At 45.2% G+C, this 23,226-nt stretch carries 26 protein-coding genes; 20 read left to right on the top strand and 6 right to left on the bottom strand.

The genetic code is table 11. The features are described 5' to 3' along the window. Positions 1–11 precede the first annotated feature (11 nt). Both L1D22_RS10265 and L1D22_RS10260 read left to right on the top strand, forming a co-directional pair. Positions 12–632, top strand: coding sequence for an energy transducer TonB (locus L1D22_RS10265; protein WP_239829685.1), 621 nt, complete (start codon positions 12–14; stop codon positions 630–632). A 20-nt stretch (positions 633–652) separates the two neighbouring features. Next, positions 653–1,807 (top strand): hypothetical protein, encoded by a 1,155-nt coding sequence (locus tag L1D22_RS10260; RefSeq protein ID WP_239829718.1) that lies wholly within the window; start codon positions 653–655, stop codon positions 1,805–1,807. Positions 1,808–1,937: 130 nt separating this feature from the next. Here L1D22_RS10260 and L1D22_RS10255 read toward each other — a convergent pair whose 3' ends face one another. Beyond that, on the bottom strand, positions 1,938–2,258 hold the full coding sequence (locus L1D22_RS10255) for a hypothetical protein (protein ID WP_239829684.1): 321 nt from the start codon (positions 2,256–2,258) through the stop codon (positions 1,938–1,940). 343 nt (positions 2,259–2,601) lie between these two features. Between L1D22_RS10255 and L1D22_RS10250 the strand changes: the two genes are divergently transcribed. From L1D22_RS10250 to L1D22_RS10210, 9 genes are all read left to right on the top strand, one after another. After that, the gene (locus tag L1D22_RS10250) at positions 2,602–3,231 is read left to right on the top strand and encodes a PepSY-associated TM helix domain-containing protein (protein WP_017062546.1); all 630 of its coding nucleotides are present in this window, start codon (positions 2,602–2,604) and stop codon (positions 3,229–3,231) included. A gap of 71 nt (positions 3,232–3,302) precedes the next feature. Next, positions 3,303–3,821, top strand: coding sequence for a DUF2271 domain-containing protein (locus tag L1D22_RS10245; protein WP_239829683.1), 519 nt, complete (start codon positions 3,303–3,305; stop codon positions 3,819–3,821). Between the two features lie 118 nt (positions 3,822–3,939). Further along, positions 3,940–4,776, top strand: a complete 837-nt coding sequence (locus L1D22_RS10240; protein WP_239829682.1) for a DUF4198 domain-containing protein — start codon at positions 3,940–3,942, stop codon at positions 4,774–4,776. Positions 4,777–4,891: 115 nt separating this feature from the next. After that, complete coding sequence (locus L1D22_RS10235) at positions 4,892–5,227, top strand: hypothetical protein (RefSeq protein ID WP_048662828.1); 336 nt, start codon at positions 4,892–4,894, stop codon at positions 5,225–5,227. Further along, complete coding sequence (locus L1D22_RS10230) at positions 5,224–5,820, top strand: hypothetical protein (RefSeq protein ID WP_239829681.1); 597 nt, start codon at positions 5,224–5,226, stop codon at positions 5,818–5,820. The genes L1D22_RS10235 and L1D22_RS10230 overlap by 4 nt, the downstream gene beginning before the upstream one ends. A gap of 16 nt (positions 5,821–5,836) precedes the next feature. Next, the gene (locus L1D22_RS10225; RefSeq protein ID WP_102361645.1) at positions 5,837–6,772 is read left to right on the top strand and encodes a zinc ABC transporter substrate-binding protein; all 936 of its coding nucleotides are present in this window, start codon (positions 5,837–5,839) and stop codon (positions 6,770–6,772) included. Continuing rightward, positions 6,772–7,506 (top strand): metal ABC transporter ATP-binding protein, encoded by a 735-nt coding sequence (locus tag L1D22_RS10220; RefSeq protein ID WP_239829680.1) that lies wholly within the window; start codon positions 6,772–6,774, stop codon positions 7,504–7,506. The genes L1D22_RS10225 and L1D22_RS10220 overlap by 1 nt, the downstream gene beginning before the upstream one ends. After that, a complete protein-coding gene (locus L1D22_RS10215) occupies positions 7,506–8,381 on the top strand; it encodes a metal ABC transporter permease (RefSeq protein WP_065206162.1) in 876 nt (291 codons plus the stop codon). The genes L1D22_RS10220 and L1D22_RS10215 overlap by 1 nt, the downstream gene beginning before the upstream one ends. Before the next feature lie 2 nt (positions 8,382–8,383). After that, complete coding sequence (locus tag L1D22_RS10210; RefSeq protein WP_239829679.1) at positions 8,384–9,307, top strand: ABC transporter substrate-binding protein; 924 nt, start codon at positions 8,384–8,386, stop codon at positions 9,305–9,307. Positions 9,308–9,422: 115 nt separating this feature from the next. Here the strand turns inward: L1D22_RS10210 and L1D22_RS10205 are convergent, their stop codons facing one another. Continuing rightward, the gene (locus tag L1D22_RS10205) at positions 9,423–9,632 is read right to left on the bottom strand and encodes a DUF2986 domain-containing protein (RefSeq protein ID WP_239829678.1); all 210 of its coding nucleotides are present in this window, start codon (positions 9,630–9,632) and stop codon (positions 9,423–9,425) included. 97 nt (positions 9,633–9,729) lie between these two features. Between L1D22_RS10205 and L1D22_RS10200 the strand changes: the two genes are divergently transcribed. Beyond that, on the top strand, positions 9,730–10,245 hold the full coding sequence (locus L1D22_RS10200; protein ID WP_239829677.1) for a GNAT family N-acetyltransferase: 516 nt from the start codon (positions 9,730–9,732) through the stop codon (positions 10,243–10,245). A gap of 3 nt (positions 10,246–10,248) precedes the next feature. After that, positions 10,249–10,644 carry a nitrous oxide-stimulated promoter family protein gene (locus tag L1D22_RS10195; protein ID WP_239829676.1) on the top strand — a complete coding sequence of 132 codons (396 nt, stop codon included), beginning with the start codon at positions 10,249–10,251 and terminating at the stop codon, positions 10,642–10,644. A gap of 100 nt (positions 10,645–10,744) precedes the next feature. Here the strand turns inward: L1D22_RS10195 and L1D22_RS10190 are convergent, their stop codons facing one another. Continuing rightward, positions 10,745–12,142 (bottom strand): MATE family efflux transporter, encoded by a 1,398-nt coding sequence (locus L1D22_RS10190; protein ID WP_239829675.1) that lies wholly within the window; start codon positions 12,140–12,142, stop codon positions 10,745–10,747. Positions 12,143–12,192: 50 nt separating this feature from the next. On the opposite strand from L1D22_RS10190, the gene L1D22_RS10185 reads away from it, so the two are divergent. Beyond that, complete coding sequence (locus L1D22_RS10185; protein ID WP_239829674.1) at positions 12,193–13,086, top strand: AraC family transcriptional regulator; 894 nt, start codon at positions 12,193–12,195, stop codon at positions 13,084–13,086. Between the two features lie 100 nt (positions 13,087–13,186). Here the strand turns inward: L1D22_RS10185 and L1D22_RS10180 are convergent, their stop codons facing one another. Then, positions 13,187–14,338, bottom strand: a complete 1,152-nt coding sequence (locus L1D22_RS10180; RefSeq protein ID WP_239829673.1) for an MFS transporter — start codon at positions 14,336–14,338, stop codon at positions 13,187–13,189. Here L1D22_RS10180 and L1D22_RS10175 point away from each other — a divergent pair. Next, positions 14,328–14,546: a hypothetical protein gene (locus L1D22_RS10175; protein ID WP_239829717.1), complete on the top strand. Its 219-nt coding sequence runs from the start codon at positions 14,328–14,330 to the stop codon at positions 14,544–14,546. The two genes, L1D22_RS10180 and L1D22_RS10175, sit on opposite strands and share 11 nt — an antisense overlap. A gap of 216 nt (positions 14,547–14,762) precedes the next feature. Here the strand turns inward: L1D22_RS10175 and L1D22_RS10170 are convergent, their stop codons facing one another. After that, entirely contained in the window at positions 14,763–15,788 is a 1,026-nt protein-coding gene (locus L1D22_RS10170; protein WP_239829672.1) for an AraC family transcriptional regulator, read from the bottom strand. A 388-nt stretch (positions 15,789–16,176) separates the two neighbouring features. Here L1D22_RS10170 and L1D22_RS10165 point away from each other — a divergent pair, with 388 nt between their 5' ends. After that, complete coding sequence (locus tag L1D22_RS10165) at positions 16,177–17,784, top strand: long-chain fatty acid--CoA ligase (protein WP_239829671.1); 1,608 nt, start codon at positions 16,177–16,179, stop codon at positions 17,782–17,784. Next, positions 17,777–19,444, top strand: a complete 1,668-nt coding sequence (locus L1D22_RS10160) for a GMC family oxidoreductase N-terminal domain-containing protein (RefSeq protein ID WP_239829670.1) — start codon at positions 17,777–17,779, stop codon at positions 19,442–19,444. Before L1D22_RS10165 ends, L1D22_RS10160 begins: the two co-directional genes overlap by 8 nt. Positions 19,445–19,553: 109 nt before the next feature. Here the strand turns inward: L1D22_RS10160 and trxC are convergent, their stop codons facing one another. Next, entirely contained in the window at positions 19,554–19,988 is a 435-nt protein-coding gene (gene trxC, locus L1D22_RS10155; protein WP_008224637.1) for a thioredoxin TrxC, read from the bottom strand. A 122-nt stretch (positions 19,989–20,110) separates the two neighbouring features. Between trxC and L1D22_RS10150 the strand changes: the two genes are divergently transcribed. The 3 genes from L1D22_RS10150 (at position 20,111) to L1D22_RS10140 (ending at position 23,026) form a co-directional block, all read left to right on the top strand. Then, positions 20,111–21,208: a ketoacyl-ACP synthase III gene (locus L1D22_RS10150; protein ID WP_017097618.1), complete on the top strand. Its 1,098-nt coding sequence runs from the start codon at positions 20,111–20,113 to the stop codon at positions 21,206–21,208. A gap of 22 nt (positions 21,209–21,230) precedes the next feature. Further along, positions 21,231–21,695 (top strand): GNAT family N-acetyltransferase, encoded by a 465-nt coding sequence (locus L1D22_RS10145; RefSeq protein WP_239829716.1) that lies wholly within the window; start codon positions 21,231–21,233, stop codon positions 21,693–21,695. Positions 21,696–21,793: 98 nt separating this feature from the next. Then, the gene (locus L1D22_RS10140; RefSeq protein WP_239829669.1) at positions 21,794–23,026 is read left to right on the top strand and encodes a glycosyltransferase; all 1,233 of its coding nucleotides are present in this window, start codon (positions 21,794–21,796) and stop codon (positions 23,024–23,026) included. The last annotated feature ends 200 nt before the right edge of the window (positions 23,027–23,226 follow it).

Below are 23,226 nucleotides of genomic sequence, written 5' to 3'. Positions count from 1 at the left end.
GATCTTCATAAATGATTCGCCTATTTCTTGCTTTACCGCTAGCGGGTGCATTGGGTTTAGCTCTGTTTTCTTTTATGGCTTGGATGGTCGATAATGGCCACCAACGTTCACCAGACGATAGCGAGACGTTAAGTTTCAACATGGTAATGGTGGAACAAGAACAAGAAGTCCAAAGAAGACAACGTGCCGTCCCTGAGAAACCAGAAATGCCAGAGCCACCACCAGAAGCGCAAACGTCTCAGTCACAAGCTGAAGTCACGCCTCTGAATTCGATGTCTTCTTTTCCTTCATTGGATTTGAACACATCCATTGACGGCCTAGCGATTAATGCACCGACATTCTCTGATTTTGGGTCAAACCAACAGGCAATGCCTTTGTATCGAGTAGAGCCTCGTTACCCAGCGAAAGCGTTGAAGCGCGGCGCTGAAGGTTTTGTTAGTTTGTCGTTTACCATAGATGAAACAGGACGCCCAATCGATATTGAAGTGATTGAAGCCAACCCACGTCGCATGTTTGAACGTGAAGCGATACGTGCACTGAAAAAATACAAGTATCAGCCTAAGGTTGTGGATGGAAAATCAACCGCTCAATTTGGTCAAACATTTACCTTTGAATTCAAGTTGGATAAATGATGAAACAGATATGGATATTAATGGGCTTGTTATTATTGCCCCTTACGACACAGGCGCAAGAGCTATCCCAATATACTGCTATTCGTGTTCAAAAAGCGCATAAGCTTGCTCAAGATGAACAGGTTAAACAGGCGATTGAAGTACTTGCAGGTTTAGAGCTTTCTAAAGGTTACGACAAAGCGTACGTAGCTCGTATGTTGGGTGTGTTTTACTGGCAAGATGGCAAAACCGACACGGCAATCAAGCAGCTTACTTATGCGGTCGACAGCAATTTGCTGGTTGATGAGCAAGCTTGGATAACGAAGCGCATGCTGGCTGATTTGTTGTTGAACGATCAGCAGTTTAAAAACGCGCTTCCGCACTATTACGAGTTAGTGAAAACAGCGCCAGAAAAAGAAAAGAAAGACACGCTTTGGATGCGAATTGCACAAGCTGAATACCAAATTGAAAACTGGTCGAAAGTCTTAGTTGCCATCGGTAATCGAGACAAATTCAATTCAAAAGCAGAGTTGTCGCCTCTTTCGCTCAAACTGGGTGCGCAACTACAGTTAAAGCAATGGAAGCAATCTATTCCAACACTGAAAACCTTGATTGAACTTCAGCCAGAAAAAGACAACTGGTGGCGCCAACTTGTGGGCATTCAGTTAAGACTAGAGCGCAACCGCGATGCATTGAACACATTAGCGCTGGCGGATTTACAAGGTGTTGAGCTGAAAAACTCAGACCGCCGACTACTGGCTCAGCTTTATGCTAAACGTGGTATTCCAGAGCGTGCAGCACAAGAGATCGCAAAGTTAGATGACGCGAACAGCGACGTTCAACTTCTGACTGAGCAAGCAACCTACTGGCAGCTAGCGAAAGAGTGGGACAACGCGATTGAAGTGTGGACGTTAGCGTCGAAAAAAGACACGCAATATCATTGGAATGTGGCTCAGTTACTGGTTCAACAAGGTTACTACGATCGTGCTCTGGTTGTTTTGGATAAAGTGAAAGATAAGAACAAGCAAGCCGATGTTGCTTTAGCGAAAGTACGTTCATGGTACAAGCTAAAGAATCTTGATAATGCTCTTGCTCAAGCGAAACGTGCGAACAACATTGAGCCTTCTTCTGAAGCAAAAGGTTGGATTAAATATCTGACTCAGCTAAGAACGGTTAGTGATAACGGCAACGTCTAACAGCTGTTAACACAAAAGAAGACAAGAGAAAGTAGTCAATAGAAAAGGGTGTCATTTGATGGTTCAAATGACACCCTTTTTAATTTTTGGCGGTTAAAGCTTTTTGAACTTTATCGTTCCAGTGCGTCAGTTAAGGCTCGCACATCGTACCGCGGGACGTCGCACTTTGAATCACGCCGCTGGTATCAGCAACCCAATTAATAGTGCAGTCACGATAAGGGTTTTTGAATGCGTGTACTGTATAACCATTGTCTAACGGCCTCTTGGTTTCAATCCAAGCATAGTTTCGAGACGCCCAAAAACTGATAGGGCGTGATCGTTCGGTGAGATAACGTTCTTGTACATCGGTTATGTCTGAACCGATGTATTGTTGAATATGTTCTTCCGTGCTGATTATTTGGCTGGTACACGCCGTCGCTAGCGCAGCAAAAGCCAAAACAAAAATACGCATTTCAAATCCTTTTAAGCTTCATTAGCTATCATCAAACCAGTGATCAAATAGTCCCAACTTTCTATCCTTAAAGCCACAACTGTTACCTTAAACCCATCTCAATCAAGCGTGTTGAGATTGAGTTTTTTTGAGCTTTGACCCTGTTATCGATAACCTCTAATAGAACGAATCAAATCCCTTTAGTACACGTTAGCAAGAATATGCATACAGTTCGATTACTTCCCATGTAATGTTATGTAAATTTCCTTATGCCACTCGGCAAACGTAAACAATGTAAATTGAATGCCAATACGAATGATTATCAACTAAATTGTCGCCATAAAATTTATAGGTATTGGTTTGTATGTCGTTAAAAAGTAGGGCGGTTCAGTCATGGGCTCGTCGACTTCATGTTTATATTTCTATGGCGCTTCTGTTCGTGGTTCTTTTTTTCTCAGTGACAGGTATCACCCTGAACCGACCTGAGTTGTTTGAATCAAGCCAACCCAATATCCAACGCTCTACGCTAACGCTTCCTACGAGTTTATTTACGGTTCAAGACGGGCGTTTAAAAGCTGACGAGACAGCCTTTGAAACGTTTTTGTTTGAAGAAGCCAACCTTTCCGGCGTTCCTTCTGGTTTGGACATCTACGCAGAAATTGAAGACGGTGAGCTGCTCATCGGTGAAGTGTCTATGGACTTCAAAGGACCAGGCTACAACGCTTCCGTGTTTGTTGACGTTACGTCTGAGTTTGTAGAGGTCGAAACCACTAACTACGGCGTTATCGCATTGTTGAACGATCTACATAAAGGTCGTAACAGCGGTGAAGTATGGAAATGGTTTATCGATATCACTGCGCTATTGATGATCTTTTTTGTGCTGACTGGCGTGTGCTTACTGTTACCTAAGAAAAAGACGCTTAATACTTCCATCAAATGGACGGTGTTTGGGTCTGCAATCTCACTTGTTATCTATTTTGTCGCCGTGCCTTAACGCTTGATTCGATTGATGAATCGAATTGAAGAACGAACTTAAGGTTAAACGGATTTAAAAGGTTGTTAAACATGAAAAAAATGAACTGGAGCAAGGCGCTTCTTGCTTTATCTCTTTTGCCAAGCCTAGGTATGGCACAAGCGATTCCTGATACGGCAAAACTGGATGTCAGCTTTGAGCTTCCAAAGATTGATACCTCTATGTATGCGCGTCCTTATGTGGCGGTGTGGGTAGAGAATAGCGAGCGAAAGTCAGTGAAAACCATCGAGCTTTGGGTCGGTAAAGACGAATGGCTAAAGGATCTGCGTAGTTGGTGGAGAAAGGTTGGCCGTTACGATCGTGAACTGGTTGATGCTGTGACGTCTGCAACACGTCCTGCTGGTCAGTACCGTTTCGTTTGGGATGGCAAGAGCGACAGCGGTGAAACGCTAGAACAAGGCGAGTACACGGTTCATATCGAAGTGGTTCGCGAACACGGTGGCCGTAACTACCTTCGCCAAAAAGTATCACTCACAGATTCAAACGCATCTTACGAATTAAAAGCAACGGAAGAGACGGGTGAAATCACCATGAACTACATCGCTAAATAGTAAGTGCGAACAGTAACTAGTAAGTACGAACTAAAACCAAGCTGAACAGAATAGACAGTGGTCATCGTAGGCTCAGATAGAGCGACACGGCTAACAATTATAAATAATGGAATTAAACATGACGAAACAGACAAAAATCAAAGCGCTTGCTCTAGCGGGTGTGATGGCATTCGGCCTAGCAGCCACGACAACGGCACAAGCTCACCCACGTTGGATTTTGCCATCTCACTTCACTGTATCTAAAGAAGGTGGTGATTGGCTAACGTTCGACGTTACTGCGTCTCATGGTACGTTTGTTTTTGATAAGCCTGCTGGCAGCGAAAATGCGCATGTCATCATGCCTGATGGTCGCAGCGAGCGTCCTAACTTTGTTATTCGTGGCAAACGTCGTTCAATCTTCGACTTCTATTTTGAAGAAGAAGGTACACACAAAGTGGCGATCAACAACCAGCCATCTTACTACACGCAATACAAGGCCGGTCGCCGTGACACGGTGAAATGGATTAAAGCAAACAAAGCAGAGCGTGACTCTGTTCTGCCTGAAAAGTCCCGTGACGTGGTAACGCAAATCAGCTTCACTCGCGCAGAAAGCTACATCACAGTAGGTAAGCCAACGGATTCAGTGTTCAAAATTGAAGGCAAGCTTCTTGAAATGAAGCCTGCGACACACCCTTCAGATATCGTTGAAGGCGAACCAGTAACATTCCAGTTTTTCTACAACGGTGAAATCCAGAAAGACGTGAAAGCGGAGATTACTCGTGAAGGTACACTTTACCGCAACCACCAAGAGCAGATTGATGTGGTGAGTGATGAGAACGGTGAAATCACGTTTACTCCGGACGTAGCGGGTCGTTATGTAATGAAAGCGAACTACAAAGGTGAGTTGATTGACAACCCACTGGCAGATAAAGCAAGCGCGAACGTTCACCTAACGTTCGAAGCACTGCTTCAATAGTCTGTGATATCGGGGCTAGATCCCTGATTAATAACCAAAAAACTTAAGGGCTCATTTGAGCCCTTTATCGCTCAGTTTACTTCTGAGAATTTGCACTGTGGCTAGGGTACGAACCATGACAATAAAAACAAAACTTAACGCTTTAATGACTCCTTGCTTAGTACTGGGACTTGGTTTCGCTGCATTACCTGCGCAAGCACATTTTCCACTGATGAGCTGCTGGTTTGAAGGAAAAACTGTTGCTTGTGAAGCGGGTTATTCGGATGGCAGTAAAGCGATTGATTACGCGGTTGAGATGTACGATTACGAAGACAACTTGATTGCAAAAGAGATGACAGACAAACGTTCTATCGTTGAATTCCCACACCCTGACACTGAGTTCTACCTTGTGTTCGATTCAGGCCATGAGTTTCCCGTTGAAGTTGATGTTGTTGAGATCAGCGAAAAATGATGATTCAAAGCGTACGTGCTGATACGGGCGGTAGAGAGGGCAAATGGGTAGGACTGATCATTGTGTTCATCCTTTGCTTTGCAACCGTCACGATCCCATTTCATCAGGCAGAATCTCACGTTAAAGCAGTATTTGATCATCAAATTCTTGTGACTGATGTTGAACAAGAAAACTTGGCGATGCTATCAGAGCTGCGTTTGGCTCATGAAGAAATTCGTGATCTGCGCATGGACTCAGATGGTGAATGGCCGAGTGTTGCATCACTTAAAGATGAATGGGTTGCCCCGTTTGTAGAAGATCAGAGTTGGAAGCGCAAAGGCTCTCATGCTTGGGTACTGGACGAGCGAGGTTATTACTTCTCTACTCCAAGTGAATCTGCGACACCAAGTGTACAAGCTAAACCAACCGATCATGGTTCTGCGGATTCTTTTATTTTAAACGCGAACAGCGTTTCTCCTGAAATCTGGATCTTCTTGGGTGGTGTAGCGAAACAGCCCGCTACTTTTGACCAACACACGCTTGAGTCTACTGGTTGGAAAATGGTTGTGAACGAATCAGAAATTGAACAGCATCATGAAAGCGATGCTCACTAATAATAAGAGAATTACTATGCGAATTATGACTCTGTTCATGTCGTTATTAGCGGTGTTCATGGCACCCAATGCATTGGCAAAAGAATATAAGATCGACAGCGATAAGCTGACGATTGGTATCACGCTTCAGCCTTACTACAGCTACGTAAAAGCAGTAGTAGGCGACAAAGTGAACATTCTTCCTTTGGTTGACGCAGGTTTCAACCCACATAACTATTTACCACAACCCAATGATTTAAAACGATTGAGCCAGATGGATGCAATCGTAGTAAACGGTATTGGTCACGATGACTTCGCGCTTAAAGTGATTTCAGCAGCGCAACGTGATGACTTAGTGGTGATCGAAGCAAACAAAGAAGTGCCTCTACTTCCTGCTCTTGGTCAGTCTGTTGGTCAAGGTGCCGTTAATCCGCATACCTTTGTTGGGCTTTCGACAACGATTCAAAAGGTTTACACCATCGCGAGTGAAGTGTCTAAGCTCGACCCAGACAACGCTGCTTTTTATCGCAAGAATGCGCGTAAATACGCTAAGCAGTTCCGCTTTATGAAGCGTGATGCGATGTTGTCACTGGGCGAACTCGATACATCAGGTATGAAGGTCGCGACCACACATAATGCTTATGGCTACATCCTTCAAGAGTTTGGTGTGGATGTCGCAGCAGTAATCGAACCTGCACACGGTGTCGAGCCAAGTGCTAGCCAGTTGCAAGAGACGATCGAGAAGATCCGCGCATCAGGCATTGATGTTCTTTTCTACGAGCTAAACATGCCAAACCGTTTTGTTGACACGATTGAAGCGGAAACAGGCGTTCAGCTTTACCGTTTTTCTCACATGACGCACGGCGAATACGAAGACGATAAAGTAGAAGTTGAGATGAAGAAGAACCTTGAAACATTAATTGAAGCCATGAAATTTGCGGCGGCGAACCAAGCTAAAAGCGGGAACGCATAATGTTAGGTCCATCAATCTCAATTAATAAACTCGGTCTGCAATACGATAACAACGTAATTCTTGATGATATCTCGCTCGAACTTAAAGCGGGTGAGTGTCATGTGATCATGGGACCAAATGGAGGCGGTAAAACTTCATTATTGCGCTCTGTACTTGGCCTTACACCTTTCTCTGGTCAGATCAACATCCACTGGCCAGAAAAGCCGAGTATTGGTTACGTTCCGCAAAAAGCGACCTTCGAGTCTAGCTTGCCTTTGACGGTCATGGACTTCGTACTGCTTAATCAAACGCGAATCCCTCTATTTTGGCGTCGTAAATCTAAGCAACTGGATCTTGCACTCGCACAGTTAGATCGCGTTGGTATGGCGACTCGTAGCGACCGCCGCATGGGGCAGTTATCGGGTGGTGAGCAGCAACGTGTGTTGTTTGCGCAAGCATTGCTGGATAACCCAAGCCTACTCGTTTTAGATGAACCAACCACAGGTATGGACGAGCAGGGTGTTCGTTACCTTGAATCGCTGATTCGCGAGTGTGTTAATGAAGGTCGTACGATCCTTGCGGTACACCACGATGTCACGGCAGTGCGTCGACTTGAAGCGAACGTACATGTTGTGAATCGATTCTTGGTTGATAGTGGTCCACATGAAGAAGTATTACACCCGAGTAAAATCGAGAGCCTATTCCAGCACTACAGCAGTGGCTCTGCCATCACTAAATCTCAGGAGGTGACGTAATGGATTGGTTACGACAACTTGCCATTAGTGGTGTGGAAGCGGGCTGGTTATCAGACAGTTTCATGTATGCCTTCATGGTCAATGCTCTTGTTGCAGCGTTATTGCTTGGCCCTCTGTTAGGTGGCCTTGGTACTTTGGTGATTGCCAAGCGTCTGGCTTTTTTCTCAGAAGCCGTCGGTCACGCAGCATTAACTGGTATTGCTATTGGTGTTTTGCTTGGTGAGCCGCCAGAAAACCCAATCATTGGTCTGTTTAGCTTCTGTATGATCTTCGCTCTGCTTCTTCACTTTGTAAGAAACAGAACTAACGTACCATACGATACTTTAGTTGGTGTGTTTCTAGCGCTAGCACTAGCGGTCGGCGCGGCATTGCTGATGTACGTTGCTCGTAAGATCAACATCCACATGCTTGAAAACGTACTGTTTGGCTCGATTCTTACCGTAACAGACCAAGACTTAGCGATTCTTGCGGGTAGCTGCGCGATCATCATCTTGCTCTTGATACCGACGTTCAACCGCATTCTCTTGACTTGTATCAGCCCTGATATAGCAAAGGTTCGTGGTTACAACACCAGCTTTTACGATTACTTGTTTGTCATGATGATCACCTTAGTGACAATTGCAGCCGTAAAGATCGTGGGCGCGGTTTTAGTAGGTGCGTTATTGCTGATTCCAGGTGCGACCGCTCGATTGCTGACTAAACGTATGGGAAGCTTTGTACTGCTTTCGGCATTACTTGCAACAATCGCATGTTTGGTTGGAACTGTGTTGCCTATGGAACTAAAACTGCCCGTGCCATCGGGCGCGTCAATCATCATCGTTTCTGCAACGTTTTTCCTAGCAGCAACGCTATACCGAATTGTAAGAAAGGCGTAATCATGACTTGTTTAATGAATCGTATCGCTAGCTCAGTAAAAGCAACGGCTCAAGTGAGTGTACTTGGTAGTGTGTTAATGGCGGGTTCTGTGATGTCACTGAATGTGAATGCAGAAGATATCCTAACCAGTACACCTGTGACTTATGCATTGGCGACAGAGCTAACCAAAGGCACAGACATTACGACCGAATACCTGCCACCCAAGCGCTACGGTATTGACCGTCTGCCGAATTGGTTTGGTACCAAGGGTGCGAGTAAAGTGCTTCAATCCGGCGAAAAGGCAACCGTTGCGGTAACGCTATCATCGATCTGGCAAGCTGACCCTACGTTTGTATACGCAAGACAAGGGAATATCCGTTTGGTGGAAGTAGATGCGGCTCAAGCAATTACACCGCGTGCACAAGGCGTTGCGGCGCTTACATTGTCGAATGGTGATGTGTCTAAATACGCGTGGTTAAACCCGACTAACTTAACGCGTATGGCGGCGATTGTGGCTGACGACTTTAAGTTGCTGTGGCCGACACAAGCTGAAACGATTGATAGCAACTTACAACGTGTGATGTTGGATGTTCGTGAACTGATCAACAAGCAGCAAGCGGTATTGCTAAATAATGACGTAGATTCAGTATTGTTGCTTTCAGAAAGCTTGGAAGATTTCGCCTCTGGCAGCCAATTGTTTGTTGAAGAGCGTATGTTCAAAGCCGAGCTTGAGTGGACAGACGAAGACAAAGCCAAGCTTAAAGAGATGTTTTCAGAAGACGATGCTCTATGGTTAGTCACAGCGAAAAAGCCAAGTAACTTGATTAAATCGTTGGTACCGAATGAGCGTATTTTAGTGGTGGATTCTGTTGATCGTTGGGGTAGAGCAGGAATCAACACAAAAGCACCGTTTGCCCGTTGGGAAGTACAGCCATTCAAAGGCTAATCAGCGCGATTAAAATGGTAGGATCAAAAAAGCAGCCTAAAATAGAGGCTGCTTTTTTTGTTCTTGTCCGTTGACTCAGTTCGGAGAGTTGGACAAGAGGACTGCGAGTTTAAACTTACTCTGTAGCTTGTGTCTCTTCAGCTTCAACAGTTGCTTCGACTGAACCTTCAGCTTGCTCTTGAGCTGCTTTCGCTTGTTCTTCAGCTTCCATTTTTGCGCGGTCAGCTTTAGAAATGTAGCGAGGCTTGTTGCTACTATGCAGTTTAGAATTCGCCTGTTTCTGCTTCTTTTTTAGAATTTGATTAATTTTTTTCTTACGGTTCATTGCTGCATAGCCTTGTATTTAGTTTAGGCGGTGGAGGATAATCATTTTAGCTCTAGAACTCAATATTTACATGGTATTCAGCAAGGAAAATATCACTATGCAGGCAGTCGAGACCGAACGTTTAAGATTAAGAATGATCACACCTCAAGATGCGGCGTTTATTCAACGATTGTACAGCTCAGAAGATTTCCTGCGTTACATTGGTGATAAGGAAATCAACGACACAGAAAAGGCTGTGGAGTACATCGAAAACAACATCCTTAAGATGCATCAAGAGAAGGGTGTCTGCTTGTTGATGGTTGAAATCAAGGAGACTTCAACGCCAATTGGTATCTGCGGATTGATAAAAAGAGACACCTTAGAGTCGCATGATATTGGCTACGGTTTTGTTCCTGAGTTTTATGGTCAAGGTTTTGCCCAAGAAGCTGCGGAGGCGATAATTGAACAAGCTAAGCAGAATGCTGATATCGATCATTTAGTTGCCATCACAACCTCTGATAACATTCGAAGTATCGCACTACTGACTAAGTTAGGCTTTGTGTTCGAGCGAGTTGAAGATGTAATAAGCGGAAGCGTTAATCTCAACCTGTACGGTTTCTCATTAGGTAATTAAAACATGTTCCAACATAACAATATTCTACAAGGCGAGCTCGCAACGGAGTACAAAACCGTTATTGCGATGGTGCATATCTACTGCAAAGATCACCACGGTGAAGTTCGTCAGAATAACGCGTTATGTGAGGAGTGTGAGCAACTGTTGCGTTATGCCGAAACACGACTGGATAGATGTCCTTATGGCGACGCAAAACCGACTTGTAATAAGTGTCCGATTCATTGCTATAAACCGGATCCGAAAGAGCAAATGCGTTTAGTGATGCGCTATGCTGGGCCAAGAATGCTACTTAAGCATCCTATTTTAGCGATTCGACATCTGATTCATGAAAAACGCAAAGTACCGGAAAAGCCATTGCCGAATGTGTCGAACCGCCATATTCGAATGAATAAGGAGTAACTGGCGTTTCCAAGTGGTTGCTGAAGAAACGAAAAGGTCTGATTTCTCAGACCTTTTTGTTTTTTATCTTCTTGTTCAGAAGGCATCTAGCTTCATGAGGTTAAGCCGCTTGTGGTTCTTCGTAGGTCACCGTTAGGTTGTTGATCCAGCGGCGGCTCAAGTAACGGTGTGAACAGATAGCCAATTTCACCACTTCTTCTACTAACATCAGACCATAGATGTATTTGAAGTCCCATCCAGCGACAAACGCGCCATAAACACATACTGGAATGCCCACCATCCACATCGCGATGAAATCCATACGAAGGCAGAACGCATTATCACCACCAGCACGAATAATACCGTTAATGATCACCATGTTGAGCATGCGAATTACAACTGCAAAGCACATGATCATCATCGCTGGCGAAGCAAGCGGGTATAAAGCGTCTGTGGTCAGGTTTAGCCATGATAGAACATGCTCTTTACCCATAAACAGCATCAAACCGACAACCGCACCAAAACCAACCACGGCTTTAATGAACGTCAGCCCCATGCTCATAGCGTCATCAAACTCATCACGACCGAGTGAATGGCCAAGTAGCACTGAACACGCTACAGAAATACCAAAGAATATCGAGTAACACAGCGACTCAAAAGGCGCGAGCATTGAGAATACCGCGAGCTCCGTTGTACCCATATGACCAAAGATCATTTGGTAAGCCATGGTACCCATTGCCCATAACACCGCATTCATGGTTAATGGCAGCGCAATACGACGGTAAGACAACCACAATGACGGACGATGTGGTGAGCTAGGCGTGGTTAACAACCAGTGGTTACGCATACGCATGTAGCCATACATCAAGCCCACTTGAATCAAGCGCGCTAGGGTTGTTGCCAATGCCGCACCTGCAACGCCCATCGCTGGAATACCGAAGGCACCTTTGATGAGCACGAAGTTAAGTGCGATGTTGAGAGCAATCGTGACCGCACCAAGCAATAGTGGTGTTACAGTGTCACCTGATGAGCGCATACTTGCTTCTACCACGACCACAATGTGAGTCAGCAGCAGAACTGGGAATCCATACCAAAGGTAAGTTGCGCCAAGTTCAATCACGGTTTGATCGCTGGTTTGCAACATCATCAAAAATTGGGAACCAAGAGTGATGATTGCAGTCACAGGCAGCAGAACTTTTAAGCCAAATACCATCGCGATAGATGACACTGTGCGCGCACTTTTACGGTCGTTCTTTCCCCAATATTGAGCGACTAATGTTCCGTTTGCTGAGGCCAACCCTGCCATAATCATAATAGCAACGAAGTGCCATTTTGATGCAATTCCCACAGCGGCAGCTGCTTCCATGCCAAAATCACTGACCATTAATACGTCAGCAAGGGCAAGAATAGCAACCAGCGCGCTTTGCAAAGCAACAGGCAAACCAAGTTTAACGATACGAGGTAAGATGCTCTCTGGCTTGTTGTTCATAGATGAGTTAGGGTTGATGTTAGTTGTCATAAGCTCTCCGATTTATGGCAGAACTATAGTGATTTGAGCGAAGTAACAACATGTTTAAAAAACAACAAAACCTGTGCGAATCCGTCATTGATATCATGAAGCCTAAATCAACGTGGCAAGATGATGTTTTTCTCGCGGAACAATGTAAAGAACGTTTTTTAACCGTTGAAGATATCCCGGAAATGAAAAGCTGTGGTGTCTACATGGGTGGTATGGCAAAGCTGCATGACGCGTATTGGGTTGAACGTGAATCTGTCAATGTTCATACTTTGATTTTTACACAAGAAGGGGGTGGGCTCCTTACCACTGCAACCTCAGTACAAGCGATTACGCCATACACGCTGGTGGTTCTTCCTGCTGGAACCCCATTTCGCTTTGAACTCGATCCTCAATACAACTATTGGAAAATGGCGTGGATGCTAACGCCTGATACCCCTCAGTGGCAACATATCGCGAGCTTGGGTCAGAGCATTGTCCCTTTCGGCGAGTGCGAACAAATCTGGTCACTAATGAACTTGGTTCACTTTGAAATTGGTGGCAGGGCAAGTTACAGAAAGCTGCTGATGAGCGAAATCATCCGCACGTTAACAGGGTTTGAACCTAAATCGACCAGCACCACGGCACGTGTTCAGGCGTTATACAACGAAATCGAGAGCAGTCTGCATTTAGCGTGGACAGTAGCAGGCATGGCCGAGCGTGTGTTTATCAGTGAAGAACAGTTAAATCGAGTCACGAAGTCGCTGTTTAATGTTTCTCCGCGCAGCAAATTGATTCAGCTGAGAATGGACAAAGCGACCAGTTTGTTGAAGCAGCAAGATTGGTCGGTGTCAATGATAGCCAATCGTCTGGGTTATAAAGACCCATATAACTTCTCACATCGATTTAAGAAGCATTTTGGTCTATCACCGAGCCAATATCGTAAAAGTCATCGCCTGATACGCTAACTTTAAAACTCGTGAATAAAAAAGGGCGCTTCCTTCAGACTTATCGTCTTTGATGAAGAGCCCCTCAGTGTATCGTTTAATCTTAAGTGATTAGAATCGATTACTCGCCAGCGATTTGCAGTGGAGAGCGTTTAAGGCTTGCGATCAGCATGTAGATCGTTGTCGCTAGCAGAGACGCGAACAGGTAAGTGAATAATCCTGCTTGAGAATCCATGAAACTGTCTGCCACAATTGGACCCGCAACTGAACCGATGCTGTAGCAAAGCAGCATGATTTGAGTCACTGACACCAAGTAGCTTGGATCTAAATTACGGCAGCCCAAGTTAATTGCAATTGGGTAAAGTGCGAACGTCGCCATGCCTAGCACGAACAGGCTCATGCCTAGTACGTAGAAGTCATGATTGATCGTTAGTACGCCAATGCTTGCAACTCCTAGTAGGCAAAACAGAGCCATTAACAACACTTGACCTACATGGTGGGATAACCAAGTCACCATCGGTTGTACAGCCATACCCCCCATGATCACTAAAGCCATCAAACCACCAATGTCTTCATGCGCAATGTTACGTTGAGCAAGCTCTACTGGCATTAAACCGTAAATAGCACCCAGTGTAAGCCCAGACACGATACATCCAATTAAAGCGCTGTGGCTCAATTTGCTGACCTGTTTTAGAGACAGAGACTGAGCATCGTGAATCTGTGGTGGTGTTGCTTGTCCGTACATCAGCACAATGATCGCACCAAATAGCAGAGTGAACATCGCGATAAAAGGTACGCCGCCAGTGATACCTAGGTAACCAATACCTAGCTGACCAACTGCAGAACCGCCGTACAGAGAACACATGTAAATCGCTAGGCGTTTAGCACGTTGTGATTCGTCACCGCTCATAAGCCATGATTCAACGATTACGAAGATGCCCGCTACCGCAACACCAGCAACAAAACGAGCCAATAGCCATACCGCTTGATGTGAGATCAATGGCAATACGAGGATCGTTGCAATGAACACGCTCAGTGCCACTACGAATGCGTCTTGATGACCAATACGAGCAATGGCGCGCTCAATCAATAACGTACCCGCTAGAAGACCTGCGTAAAAGGCACTCGCCAACCAACTCGATAGATTACTGTCTAGGCCATATTCAGACAGCATTAATGGCAAAGAGCTCATTAAGTAGCCTGAAGCGATCGCGTAGAAAGACAGTGCAATAACTGGAACGGTTATGCGAGTTGTTGGTTGGATGTTGTCCAATGCAGGAGCCTCCGAAAGTGTGAGAAACGATGAATTTTCCGCGACTATGGGGGAGAAACTGAATTGGGTAAAACGAATAAAAATGGTCGTTAAGATAAAAGAAATTTATCGACTAACGAAACTAAAATACCGCTGCCCGAAGGGTTCGAGCTGGGCGCCCCCGCAAAAAGCGTTTTACTCTTTGTTGAGGGGGATTTGCTTAGAATGACTAGGCTACTTCCCCCTCGCCGCGATTAAAACGCTTTTGACTAGGCGTTCCCACCCGAACAAAATTTAACCACGAAAGGTCAACGCGCCCTAGTGATTGGACGAGATTTTATGTGGTCAAAAAGCCGTTAAGCCTTTGTTCATCGGTCGTTTAATGGATAAGGCGATAACATATTAATTATTGTCACTAGAATCTAATTGAATGCGTTATTTTTTATTAGACCGCTTCTTTACGGTATTGGCGTGGCGAGCTTCCACTCCATTTGCGAAAGGCATGACGAAAGTTCGCGCTATCTGAAAATCCGACACGCTCAGAGATTTCCTCAATGCTCATTTTGGTGGACGATAGATAGTGTCGCGAAAGATGAAAGCGAACATGGTCGAGTATCTTCTGGTAGCTGGTATCGGCTGCTTTAAGATGACGGCGCAGTGTGCGGGAAGACATCCCCAGTTCTGACGAGATTGATTCTATCGATGGATAACTTCCTGGCCTCTCAAGCAACATTTGCGAGACCTTTTCTTTAAGGCTGGTGGATGAACTGACTTTTGCCAACATGTCGTCACATGATTTAAGACACATCTGCAATGTGATGGTATTTGCAGTGGGAAGAGGCGAGTACAAGCTGGTTGCATCAAATTGCCATTCGAGGCGGTCACTATTGAATTCAACAGGGCAACGAAAAACTTCTGTATAAAGATCACCGTATTCTGGCTTCGGATAAGGGAAACGGATCACTTGTGATGGAAAGCGCTGTTGCAGCACTTCTTCACACAGGCTTTGAATCGCTGAGAACCAATATTCGCAACAAAATGGCAGCACGGAGTCTAAGTCGATCAGCTGTTCTGCTCTGAAGTATCCAACGTTATCTTCGACCGACATGGTTTTTCTGAGTACTGGACCAGCAAGTTTCAGATATTTAAACCCAATCAGCAAAGCATCTAATAGCGTTTCGCTACTGAATACTGCATAACCTAGAACACCAAAGTCGCTAAACCGTGCTTGTTGGCCGACTCTTAACCCTAAACCGCCTTCGTCAGTATTCGCTAGTGCATTGCTAAACACCGCCAACTTTTGCGCCAAAGTAATGTGCGTGTCTGGCGTGTTGAGCTGAAGGTCATCAATGTTACTGCCTTCCAACAACGCTTCGATATTAAGCGCGGGTGACATATAGCGATGCAGTAATTGAAGATCAAGAATACCGAATGCTTGCATATCGGGTTCGTAGACTGCGGTGTATTCCATAGGATGCCTCTTGTTGAATATCGTCATCTTAACCGAACTTTTAACATTTACGCCTGTTGCTTGTTCTCACTTTCCCAAGCTTGTTCAAACTTTTGCTTTATGTATGCAAGGTTTTACAAGGTCTGATTGAGCTATGTCCGAATATCACCGGTTTTTGTCTTTTTGAAACCTGTTAGAAATGTTATCAAAATGTTGTAATTTGATGGGTTGCACATTGGAGCGTCTCAACATGTTGCTCAATTCCTACTATATTGCGCAATAAATACTCTTACCTACATTACACGCCAATGTGCAGGCTCTGATAGCAACAAAGACAACACTTATTACAACGATTAAAACGTCTAAGGCGAATGTGACCGCTAGGTCTAGCCAAATAAGGAGATCATGGATGCACAATCTTGCTGTTAACTTGGAACGCAGCGCTTCGCTGTTTCCAACTAAAGCCGCTCTGCGTATGGGCACGGATGAAGTCAGCTTCGCTCAGTTGGAACAACTTGCTGGGAAGGTAGCTGCCAATTTAGAACGACTTGGGTTAAAAAAGGGCGATAAGGTTGCGCTGTCGTGTCCTAATGTGACTTATTTCCCCATTGCTTATTACGGCATTCTAAAAGCGGGCTGTGTCGTAGTGCCTTTAAACGTGTTGTTTAAGGCCAGAGAGATCGCTTATCACCTCAATGACTCTGATGCGAAAGCCTACCTTTGTTTTGAGGGCAGTGAAGAGTTACCCATTGGGCGCTATGGATTAAAAGGTTTTGCGCAGGCAGATAACTGCGAACATTTCGTGGATATGCCAATACCAAGCGGCGCAACATCCACTCTGTCAGAAAACCATGATCATCAAGAAACGATTGCAGATTGGCTGGCACAGCCTTTGGATGCGTATGAGTCTGTAGCTTGTCATGGCGATGATACCGCAGTCATCCTGTATACCTCGGGTACCACAGGCCAGCCAAAGGGCGCTGAGCTTTCACACACCAACATGCAAACCAATGCGATGTCGTCACAGTATCTTATGAGATTGGAATACAGCGACACGACCATGGCTACGCTTCCTCTGTTCCACAGTTTTGGCCAAACCGTCATGATGAACGCGAGCGTGTTGACGGGTTCAACCATGGTCCTGATTCCGCGCTTTGAGCCATCTCTGGTGATCGATCAGATCATTAATCACAAAGTGAGTGTCTTTGCTGGCGTTCCTACTATGTATATCGCGTTGCTAAAGGCGGGAGAAGAGTCTCCTGATAGTTCAGAAAAAACAAGCAAACGGTCTGAACAGGTTAAACATAGCTTAAGGCTTGGCGTGTCTGGTGGTGCTTCCATGCCACTTGAGGTTATTCGTCAGTTTGAGTCTCGCTTTGAATTACCGGTATTGGAAGGATACGGGCTATCTGAAACGGCGCCAGTCGCGACTTTCAATCACATTGATGGTGATCGTCTGTCGGGCAGTGTTGGTCAGCCGCTGTGTGGTCACCTTATCAAGATTACTGATGTACAAGGCAACTCCGTCGCAATGGGAAAATTGGGCGAAGTGTGCATTAAGAGCCCAAGTGTTATGAAAGGCTACTATCAACGACCGGAAGCGACGGCAGAAGCGATCCGAGATGGTTGGTTTTTAACGGGTGATATCGGGCGCGTTGATGAGCACGGTAACTTGTTCATTGTTGATCGTGTGAAAGACATGATCATCCGAGGCGGTTACAACGTTTATCCGAGAGAAATCGAAGAAGTATTGATGTGTCACCCTGATGTGGAAATGGTAGCGGTGGTCGGTGAGCACCATGATCAGCTCGGTGAAGAGATTCATGCCCACGTGGTGCTTCACGAGCATACACAATGTGATAGCAAAGCCTTGATGGCTTGGTGTCGTGAGCAACTCGCGGATTACAAATATCCTCGTAAAGTGTTCATTCGTAATGCGTTACCCATGACGGCAACAGGTAAAATATTGAAGCGAGAGTTGCATCCTCTAGAAGTTGCGGAGGCAATCAATGGATAACTATGACTTTATTATCGTAGGCGGAGGCTCCGCAGGTTGTGTGATGGCTTCTAGACTGTCTGAAGATCCCAACACGACCGTTTGTTTGTTGGAAGCTGGTGGCAAAGACACGAGCCCATTTATCCATACTCCAGTGGGTGTTGTGGCGATGATGCCAACCAAGCTCAACAACTGGGCTTTCGAGACCGTTAAACAGCCGGGTTTAAATGGTCGTAAGGGCTATCAACCGAGAGGTAAGACACTCGGTGGTTCTAGCTCTATCAACGCCATGATGTACGCCCGTGGACATCGCTATGACTACGACACTTGGGAAAGCTTAGGTAATGTTGGCTGGAACTATGAATCGTGTCTGCCTTACTTTAAGAAAGCAGAAAATAACGAAGTCCACCAAGATGAATATCACGGTCAAGGTGGTCCATTGAATGTGGCAAACCTTAGGTCGCCAAGCCCAATGTTGGAACGCTATTTAACCGCGTGTGAATCGATAGGTGTTCCTCGCAATGAGGACATCAACGGTGCCGCTCAGTTTGGTGCAATGCCGACGCAGGTGACTCAGCTGAATGGTGAAAGATGTAGTGCTGCCAAGGCGTATTTAACACCGAATCTATCGCGTCCCAACCTCACTGTGGTAACTAAAGCAACCACACATAAGGTCTTGTTTGAAGGCAAGAAGGCGGTTGGTGTCGAGTATGGTTCTAACGGCAAGCGTTATCAGATCCAATGCAACAAAGAAGTCATTCTATCCGCTGGCGCCTTTGGTTCCCCCCAATTGCTGTTGCTCTCGGGTGTCGGCGCTAAAGCTGAGCTAGAGACGCATGGCATCGAACAGGTTCATGAATTGCCTGGAGTGGGCAAGAACCTTCAAGACCATATCGACTTAGTCCATTCGTACAAATGTAGTGAAAAGCGTGAAACATTTGGTATTTCGCTGCATATGGCCTCTGAAATGACCAAAGCTTTACCGCTATGGCACAAAGAACGCCGCGGCAAGATGAGCAGTAATTTTGCAGAAGGGATAGGTTTTCTTTGTTCAGAAGACCATATTGCCGTGCCGGATCTAGAGTTTGTATTTGTGGTTGCTGTGGTTGATGACCATGCCCGAAAAATACATACCAGTCATGGGTTTACGTCCCATGTCACCTTGCTACGCCCGAAAAGCGTAGGCACGGTAACGCTCAATAGTAGCGATCCGTATGATCCGCCTAAGATCGACCCTGCTTTTTTCAGTCACCCCGAAGACATGGACGTCATGATTAAAGGCTGGAAGAAGCAGTATCAAATGCTAGAAAGCGAAGCGTTCGATGATATCCGTGGCAATACTTTTTATCCTGTCGATGCCAATGATGACAAGGCTATCGAGCAAGACATCCGTAACCGCGCTGATACCCAATATCATCCTGTTGGAACCTGTAAAATGGGACCTAGTGGTGATTCATTAGCTGTGGTGGATAGAGATCTTAAAGTCCATGGGTTGAACAACTTAAGAGTCATTGATGCGTCGGTTATGCCAACATTAGTCGGGGCCAATACCAATGCGCCAACCATAATGATTGCTGAGAAAGTCGCTGATCAGATTAAAAGCCAATATAACTTGGATAAGAAAGGCAGTCTAATTAAGCAAGGCGCGAATGAAAGCACAGAACAGGAAATGACGGGTTAGAAACACAGATTAGAAATAACAGGTGGATTTACAATAGGTTAAGGAGCCTTATCCATTAAGGGGCCTTAACCTATTTTGTTTGTTGATTACTGAAAGAATCGAAACAAACTTACTTAGTTAAAGCTTGATTAAGCCATTGATCAAATTGACCTTTTGGTAACGCACCGTTGATCGTGTCGACACGTTTACCGTCCTTAAATACCATCACAGTAGGAATACTTCTGATTTGGTACATTGCCGCAAGCTGCTGCTGAGCTTCGGTATCAATCTTAACGAATCGAACATCTCCAGAGCGCTCTTTTGCGACGTCGCTGAACACAGGGGCGAAGCCCACGCATGGGTTACACCATGTTGCCCAGAAATCGACAACCACAGGCTGTGAACTGTTCAAAATAGATTGGAAATTCAATGATGTGCCTTCGATTGGCGCGCCATCTAGTAATGCGTTTTTGCATTTACCACAAGTTGGGCTTTCTGAAATTCGTTCTGAAGGAACTCGGTTTACGCCACCGCAAGAAGGGCAACGTGTGTTGAATGTAGACATAACTTTCTCTTTTTATTGCAACTCCGTGTCTAACGCGATTTACGAATCACGCACGGAACGCTTATACTGTTTAAAACAAGAATACGATACTTAAATAAAAACAAACAATAAACAGGTAAATGATGACAAAATTTTACGCCGAGATTACTGGCTGGGGAAAGTGTCTGCCACCAGCCGTGCTGTCCAATGATGATTTAAGCACTTTCATTGATACGTCTGACGAGTGGATTCGTACTCGAACTGGTATCGAAAACCGTCGTATCAGTCATGTAAATACCTCTGAACTAGCGACTGTTGCTGCTCAACACGCAATGGCGTGTGCTGGCCTTACTGCCGAAGATATCGACCTCGTGATCATCGCAACGTGCAGCCCTGACTCTCTTATTCCAAATACTGCGTCTAAAGTTCAACAGAACCTAGGCATCAAGAGCGCAGCGGCTTTTGACCTTAATGCGGCATGTACTGGCTTTATTTACGGTGTTGAAACTGCGACTCGATTAATTCAAGCGGGCAACTACCGCAATGCGATCGTTGTGGGCGCAGAACGTCTTTCATTCTTCATTGACTGGACCAAGCGTGATACTGCGGTTCTATTCGGTGATGGCGCTGGCGCTGTGGTTCTATCTCGCACTGAAGAGCAAGTTGGCCTGCAAGAAGCTCAAATCGGTTGTGACGCGGAAGGCCGCGATATTTTAGCAGTACCAAAGTTCGGTACTTCTATGGATCGCTTCGCTGCTGATAACGGTTACTGGGACTTTGATTTCGTAGGTAAAGAGATCTTCAAACGTGCGGTTAAAGGCATGGGTGCAGCAGCACACACAGTATTGAGCCGCACTGGTATCTCAACAGACAACATCGATGTTGTGATTCCACACCAAGCAAATATCCGAATCATTCAAACTCTGTGTGATATGGCGGGCATTGAACGTGAGAAAGCGTTCGTGAACATTCAAAACTACGGCAACACGTCGGCTGCGACTGTGCCGATTGCATTGTGTGAATCATTAGAGCAAGGCTTTGTTAAACCTAACTCAAACATCCTTGTAGCGGCATTCGGTGCCGGTTTAACTTGGGGTGCTGGTCATATTAAATGGGGTAGCAGAGTTGAACCGTTAGGCCAATCGGACGCTAAGCTGCCAGAAGCGGATAAGTCGGCTTTAGAGCTTTTAGAAAGAGCCATTTTACACTGTAAAACGCGTCCTAATTCTGAGAACGAGTAGCAGCATGGTGCAAGTTCGTTTTATGACAGAAGCCGACCTCGATGGGGCGGCTTTAGTTCACCAAGCTACTTTTGTCCGACAGCAAAGCTCAAAATATTGGTTACAATGTAACTTAAATGCTGCGCCACGCTTTCTTAACTTCGTTGCCGAGAACGAAGGCAAGATTGTCGGCTACATTATTTGGGTGCAAAAGAGTGGGTTTAGACCTGAAGCTGTTTTGGAACTAGAGCAACTTGCTGTGTTACCGAGCGCGCAGGGGCAAGGATTGGGTAAAAAGCTGGTTCTAGACTCCTTGCCGCAAGTGAAGCAGAAGCTAGCAGAGCAAGGCTCGACACTAAAACATGTATTAGTGACCACCAGAGCAGACAACTTTGCACAAAAGCTTTATCAATCAACGTTGGGCGCAGAAGTCGAAACGACGATTTCGAACCTGTACTCTGCGGATGAAGTGCTTATGATAGCTCGCAATGTAGGTGAGCGAATCTGATCGCTGAGTTTTAAAACTAATTATAATCAGCGGTATAAATCGATTTACGTTTTATTAGGGACTTCTACAGTCCCTTTTGTTATTTCTTAGGAAGTGTTTTGAAGAAAGTTTTAGCAATTGGCTACGTATGGCCAGAACCGAATTCATCGGCGGCTGGCAGCCATATGATGTCTCTTTTACGTCTATTTAAGAGACAAGGTTGGTCTGTTGAGTTCGCAACGCCAGCTCAAGAAACCGAGCACATGATTGATCTCTCTGAAGAGGGCATCACAAGCCAATCTATTCAGCTAAATTGCGATAGCTTTGACCAGTACATCGAAGAGTTGCAACCGGACGTTGTTATGTTTGACCGTTTCATGATGGAAGAGCAGTTCGGTTGGCGTGTTGAGAAGGTATGTCCGAATGCCTTTAAGTTACTGGATACGGAAGACTTACAGTTTCTGCGTAATGCTCGACATGAAGCTGTTAAGAAAGAGACAGAGTTAACGAAAGAGCACCTGTACAGTGATTTGGCGAAACGTGAAATTGCCGCGATTCTACGCTGTGATCTTTCGTTGATCATCTCAAGCTACGAGATGGAATTGCTGCAATCTGAGTTCAATATCGATCCAAAGTTATTACATCATCTACCTTTCATGGTTGATCTCACTACGCTGCCTGAAAGTACGAAAAGCTATGAAGAGCGTAAGCATTTCATGACGATAGGTAACTTTAGACATGCGCCTAACTGGGATGCTGTGCTTCAGTTACAGAAGATTTGGCCGAAGATTCGTAAGCAGTTACCTGACACTGAACTTCATATTTACGGATCTTATCCGCCTCCGAAAGCAACGGCTTTGCATAACCCTAAAACCGGTTTCCATATCAAAGGTTGGGCGAAAGACGCTCAAGAAGTGATGGAAGATGCGCGTGTTTGTGTTGCTCCATTACGTTTTGGTGCTGGCATTAAAGGCAAGCTGCTAGATGCGATGAAGCTACAAACTCCGAATGTAACCAGCGAGATCGGCAGTGAAGGCATGCTACCGCAAGGCGAACTGCAATGGCCAGGTGCAGTTGCTGATGATATCGACGAGTTTGTTGAACATGCTGTCACTCTCTATAAAGATGAAGAGAGGTGGCTCAAGGCTCAAAGCCAATGTTACTCAATTCTTGAAGCACACTACGAGCAGAATCAACTGGGTGACAAATTGATCGAGCGATTGACTACGCTAGATTCTGAACTTGAATCTCATCGACTGGATAACTTCTTTGGTTCGATGCTAAAGCACCACAGCATGGCAAGTACCAAGTATATGTCTCAGTGGATAGCTGAAAAGAACAAGGCTAAGTAACTGTTATACAGCTCAAATGAAATCATAAGCCCTTAGGTTAACGCCTAAGGGCTTTTTTTGTGGTTTTGTACTGGTTGGATAGTAAATCAAACAAACATAAGCATAAGCGAGGGAATTTACATTAGCATTGACTAATTTATATTTATTAGTAAACTCTAATTTATGGGTTGTTATGAGTTTATGATGTTTGTGGATAGGAG

The organism is Vibrio sp. Isolate34 (assembly GCF_022397915.1).
Taxonomy (GTDB): Bacteria; Pseudomonadota; Gammaproteobacteria; order Enterobacterales; family Vibrionaceae; genus Vibrio.
The sequence above is the reverse complement of the archived record's forward strand: the minus strand, read 5'-3'. Positions and strand labels throughout refer to the sequence as shown.

Coding starts and splice junctions, on each gene's coding strand:
- L1D22_RS10215 (WP_065206162.1), top strand. CDS start 7,506: ATGGATTGGTTACGACAACTTGCCATTAGTGGTGTGGAAGCGGGCTGG.
- L1D22_RS10190 (WP_239829675.1), bottom strand. CDS start 12,142: ATGACAACTAACATCAACCCTAACTCATCTATGAACAACAAGCCAGAG.
- L1D22_RS10150 (WP_017097618.1), top strand. CDS start 20,111: ATGACAAAATTTTACGCCGAGATTACTGGCTGGGGAAAGTGTCTGCCA.
- L1D22_RS10250 (WP_017062546.1), top strand. CDS start 2,602: ATGTCGTTAAAAAGTAGGGCGGTTCAGTCATGGGCTCGTCGACTTCAT.
- L1D22_RS10240 (WP_239829682.1), top strand. CDS start 3,940: ATGACGAAACAGACAAAAATCAAAGCGCTTGCTCTAGCGGGTGTGATG.
- L1D22_RS10220 (WP_239829680.1), top strand. CDS start 6,772: ATGTTAGGTCCATCAATCTCAATTAATAAACTCGGTCTGCAATACGAT.
- L1D22_RS10165 (WP_239829671.1), top strand. CDS start 16,177: ATGCACAATCTTGCTGTTAACTTGGAACGCAGCGCTTCGCTGTTTCCA.
- L1D22_RS10225 (WP_102361645.1), top strand. CDS start 5,837: ATGCGAATTATGACTCTGTTCATGTCGTTATTAGCGGTGTTCATGGCA.
- L1D22_RS10160 (WP_239829670.1), top strand. CDS start 17,777: ATGGATAACTATGACTTTATTATCGTAGGCGGAGGCTCCGCAGGTTGT.
- L1D22_RS10230 (WP_239829681.1), top strand. CDS start 5,224: ATGATGATTCAAAGCGTACGTGCTGATACGGGCGGTAGAGAGGGCAAA.
- L1D22_RS10265 (WP_239829685.1), top strand. CDS start 12: ATGATTCGCCTATTTCTTGCTTTACCGCTAGCGGGTGCATTGGGTTTA.
- L1D22_RS10145 (WP_239829716.1), top strand. CDS start 21,231: ATGACAGAAGCCGACCTCGATGGGGCGGCTTTAGTTCACCAAGCTACT.
- L1D22_RS10205 (WP_239829678.1), bottom strand. CDS start 9,632: ATGAACCGTAAGAAAAAAATTAATCAAATTCTAAAAAAGAAGCAGAAA.
- L1D22_RS10255 (WP_239829684.1), bottom strand. CDS start 2,258: ATGCGTATTTTTGTTTTGGCTTTTGCTGCGCTAGCGACGGCGTGTACC.
- L1D22_RS10210 (WP_239829679.1), top strand. CDS start 8,384: ATGACTTGTTTAATGAATCGTATCGCTAGCTCAGTAAAAGCAACGGCT.
- L1D22_RS10200 (WP_239829677.1), top strand. CDS start 9,730: ATGCAGGCAGTCGAGACCGAACGTTTAAGATTAAGAATGATCACACCT.
- L1D22_RS10195 (WP_239829676.1), top strand. CDS start 10,249: ATGTTCCAACATAACAATATTCTACAAGGCGAGCTCGCAACGGAGTAC.
- L1D22_RS10245 (WP_239829683.1), top strand. CDS start 3,303: ATGAAAAAAATGAACTGGAGCAAGGCGCTTCTTGCTTTATCTCTTTTG.
- L1D22_RS10185 (WP_239829674.1), top strand. CDS start 12,193: ATGTTTAAAAAACAACAAAACCTGTGCGAATCCGTCATTGATATCATG.
- L1D22_RS10170 (WP_239829672.1), bottom strand. CDS start 15,788: ATGGAATACACCGCAGTCTACGAACCCGATATGCAAGCATTCGGTATT.
- L1D22_RS10235 (WP_048662828.1), top strand. CDS start 4,892: ATGACAATAAAAACAAAACTTAACGCTTTAATGACTCCTTGCTTAGTA.
- L1D22_RS10260 (WP_239829718.1), top strand. CDS start 653: ATGGGCTTGTTATTATTGCCCCTTACGACACAGGCGCAAGAGCTATCC.
- trxC (WP_008224637.1), bottom strand. CDS start 19,988: ATGTCTACATTCAACACACGTTGCCCTTCTTGCGGTGGCGTAAACCGA.
- L1D22_RS10175 (WP_239829717.1), top strand. CDS start 14,328: ATGTTGTCCAATGCAGGAGCCTCCGAAAGTGTGAGAAACGATGAATTT.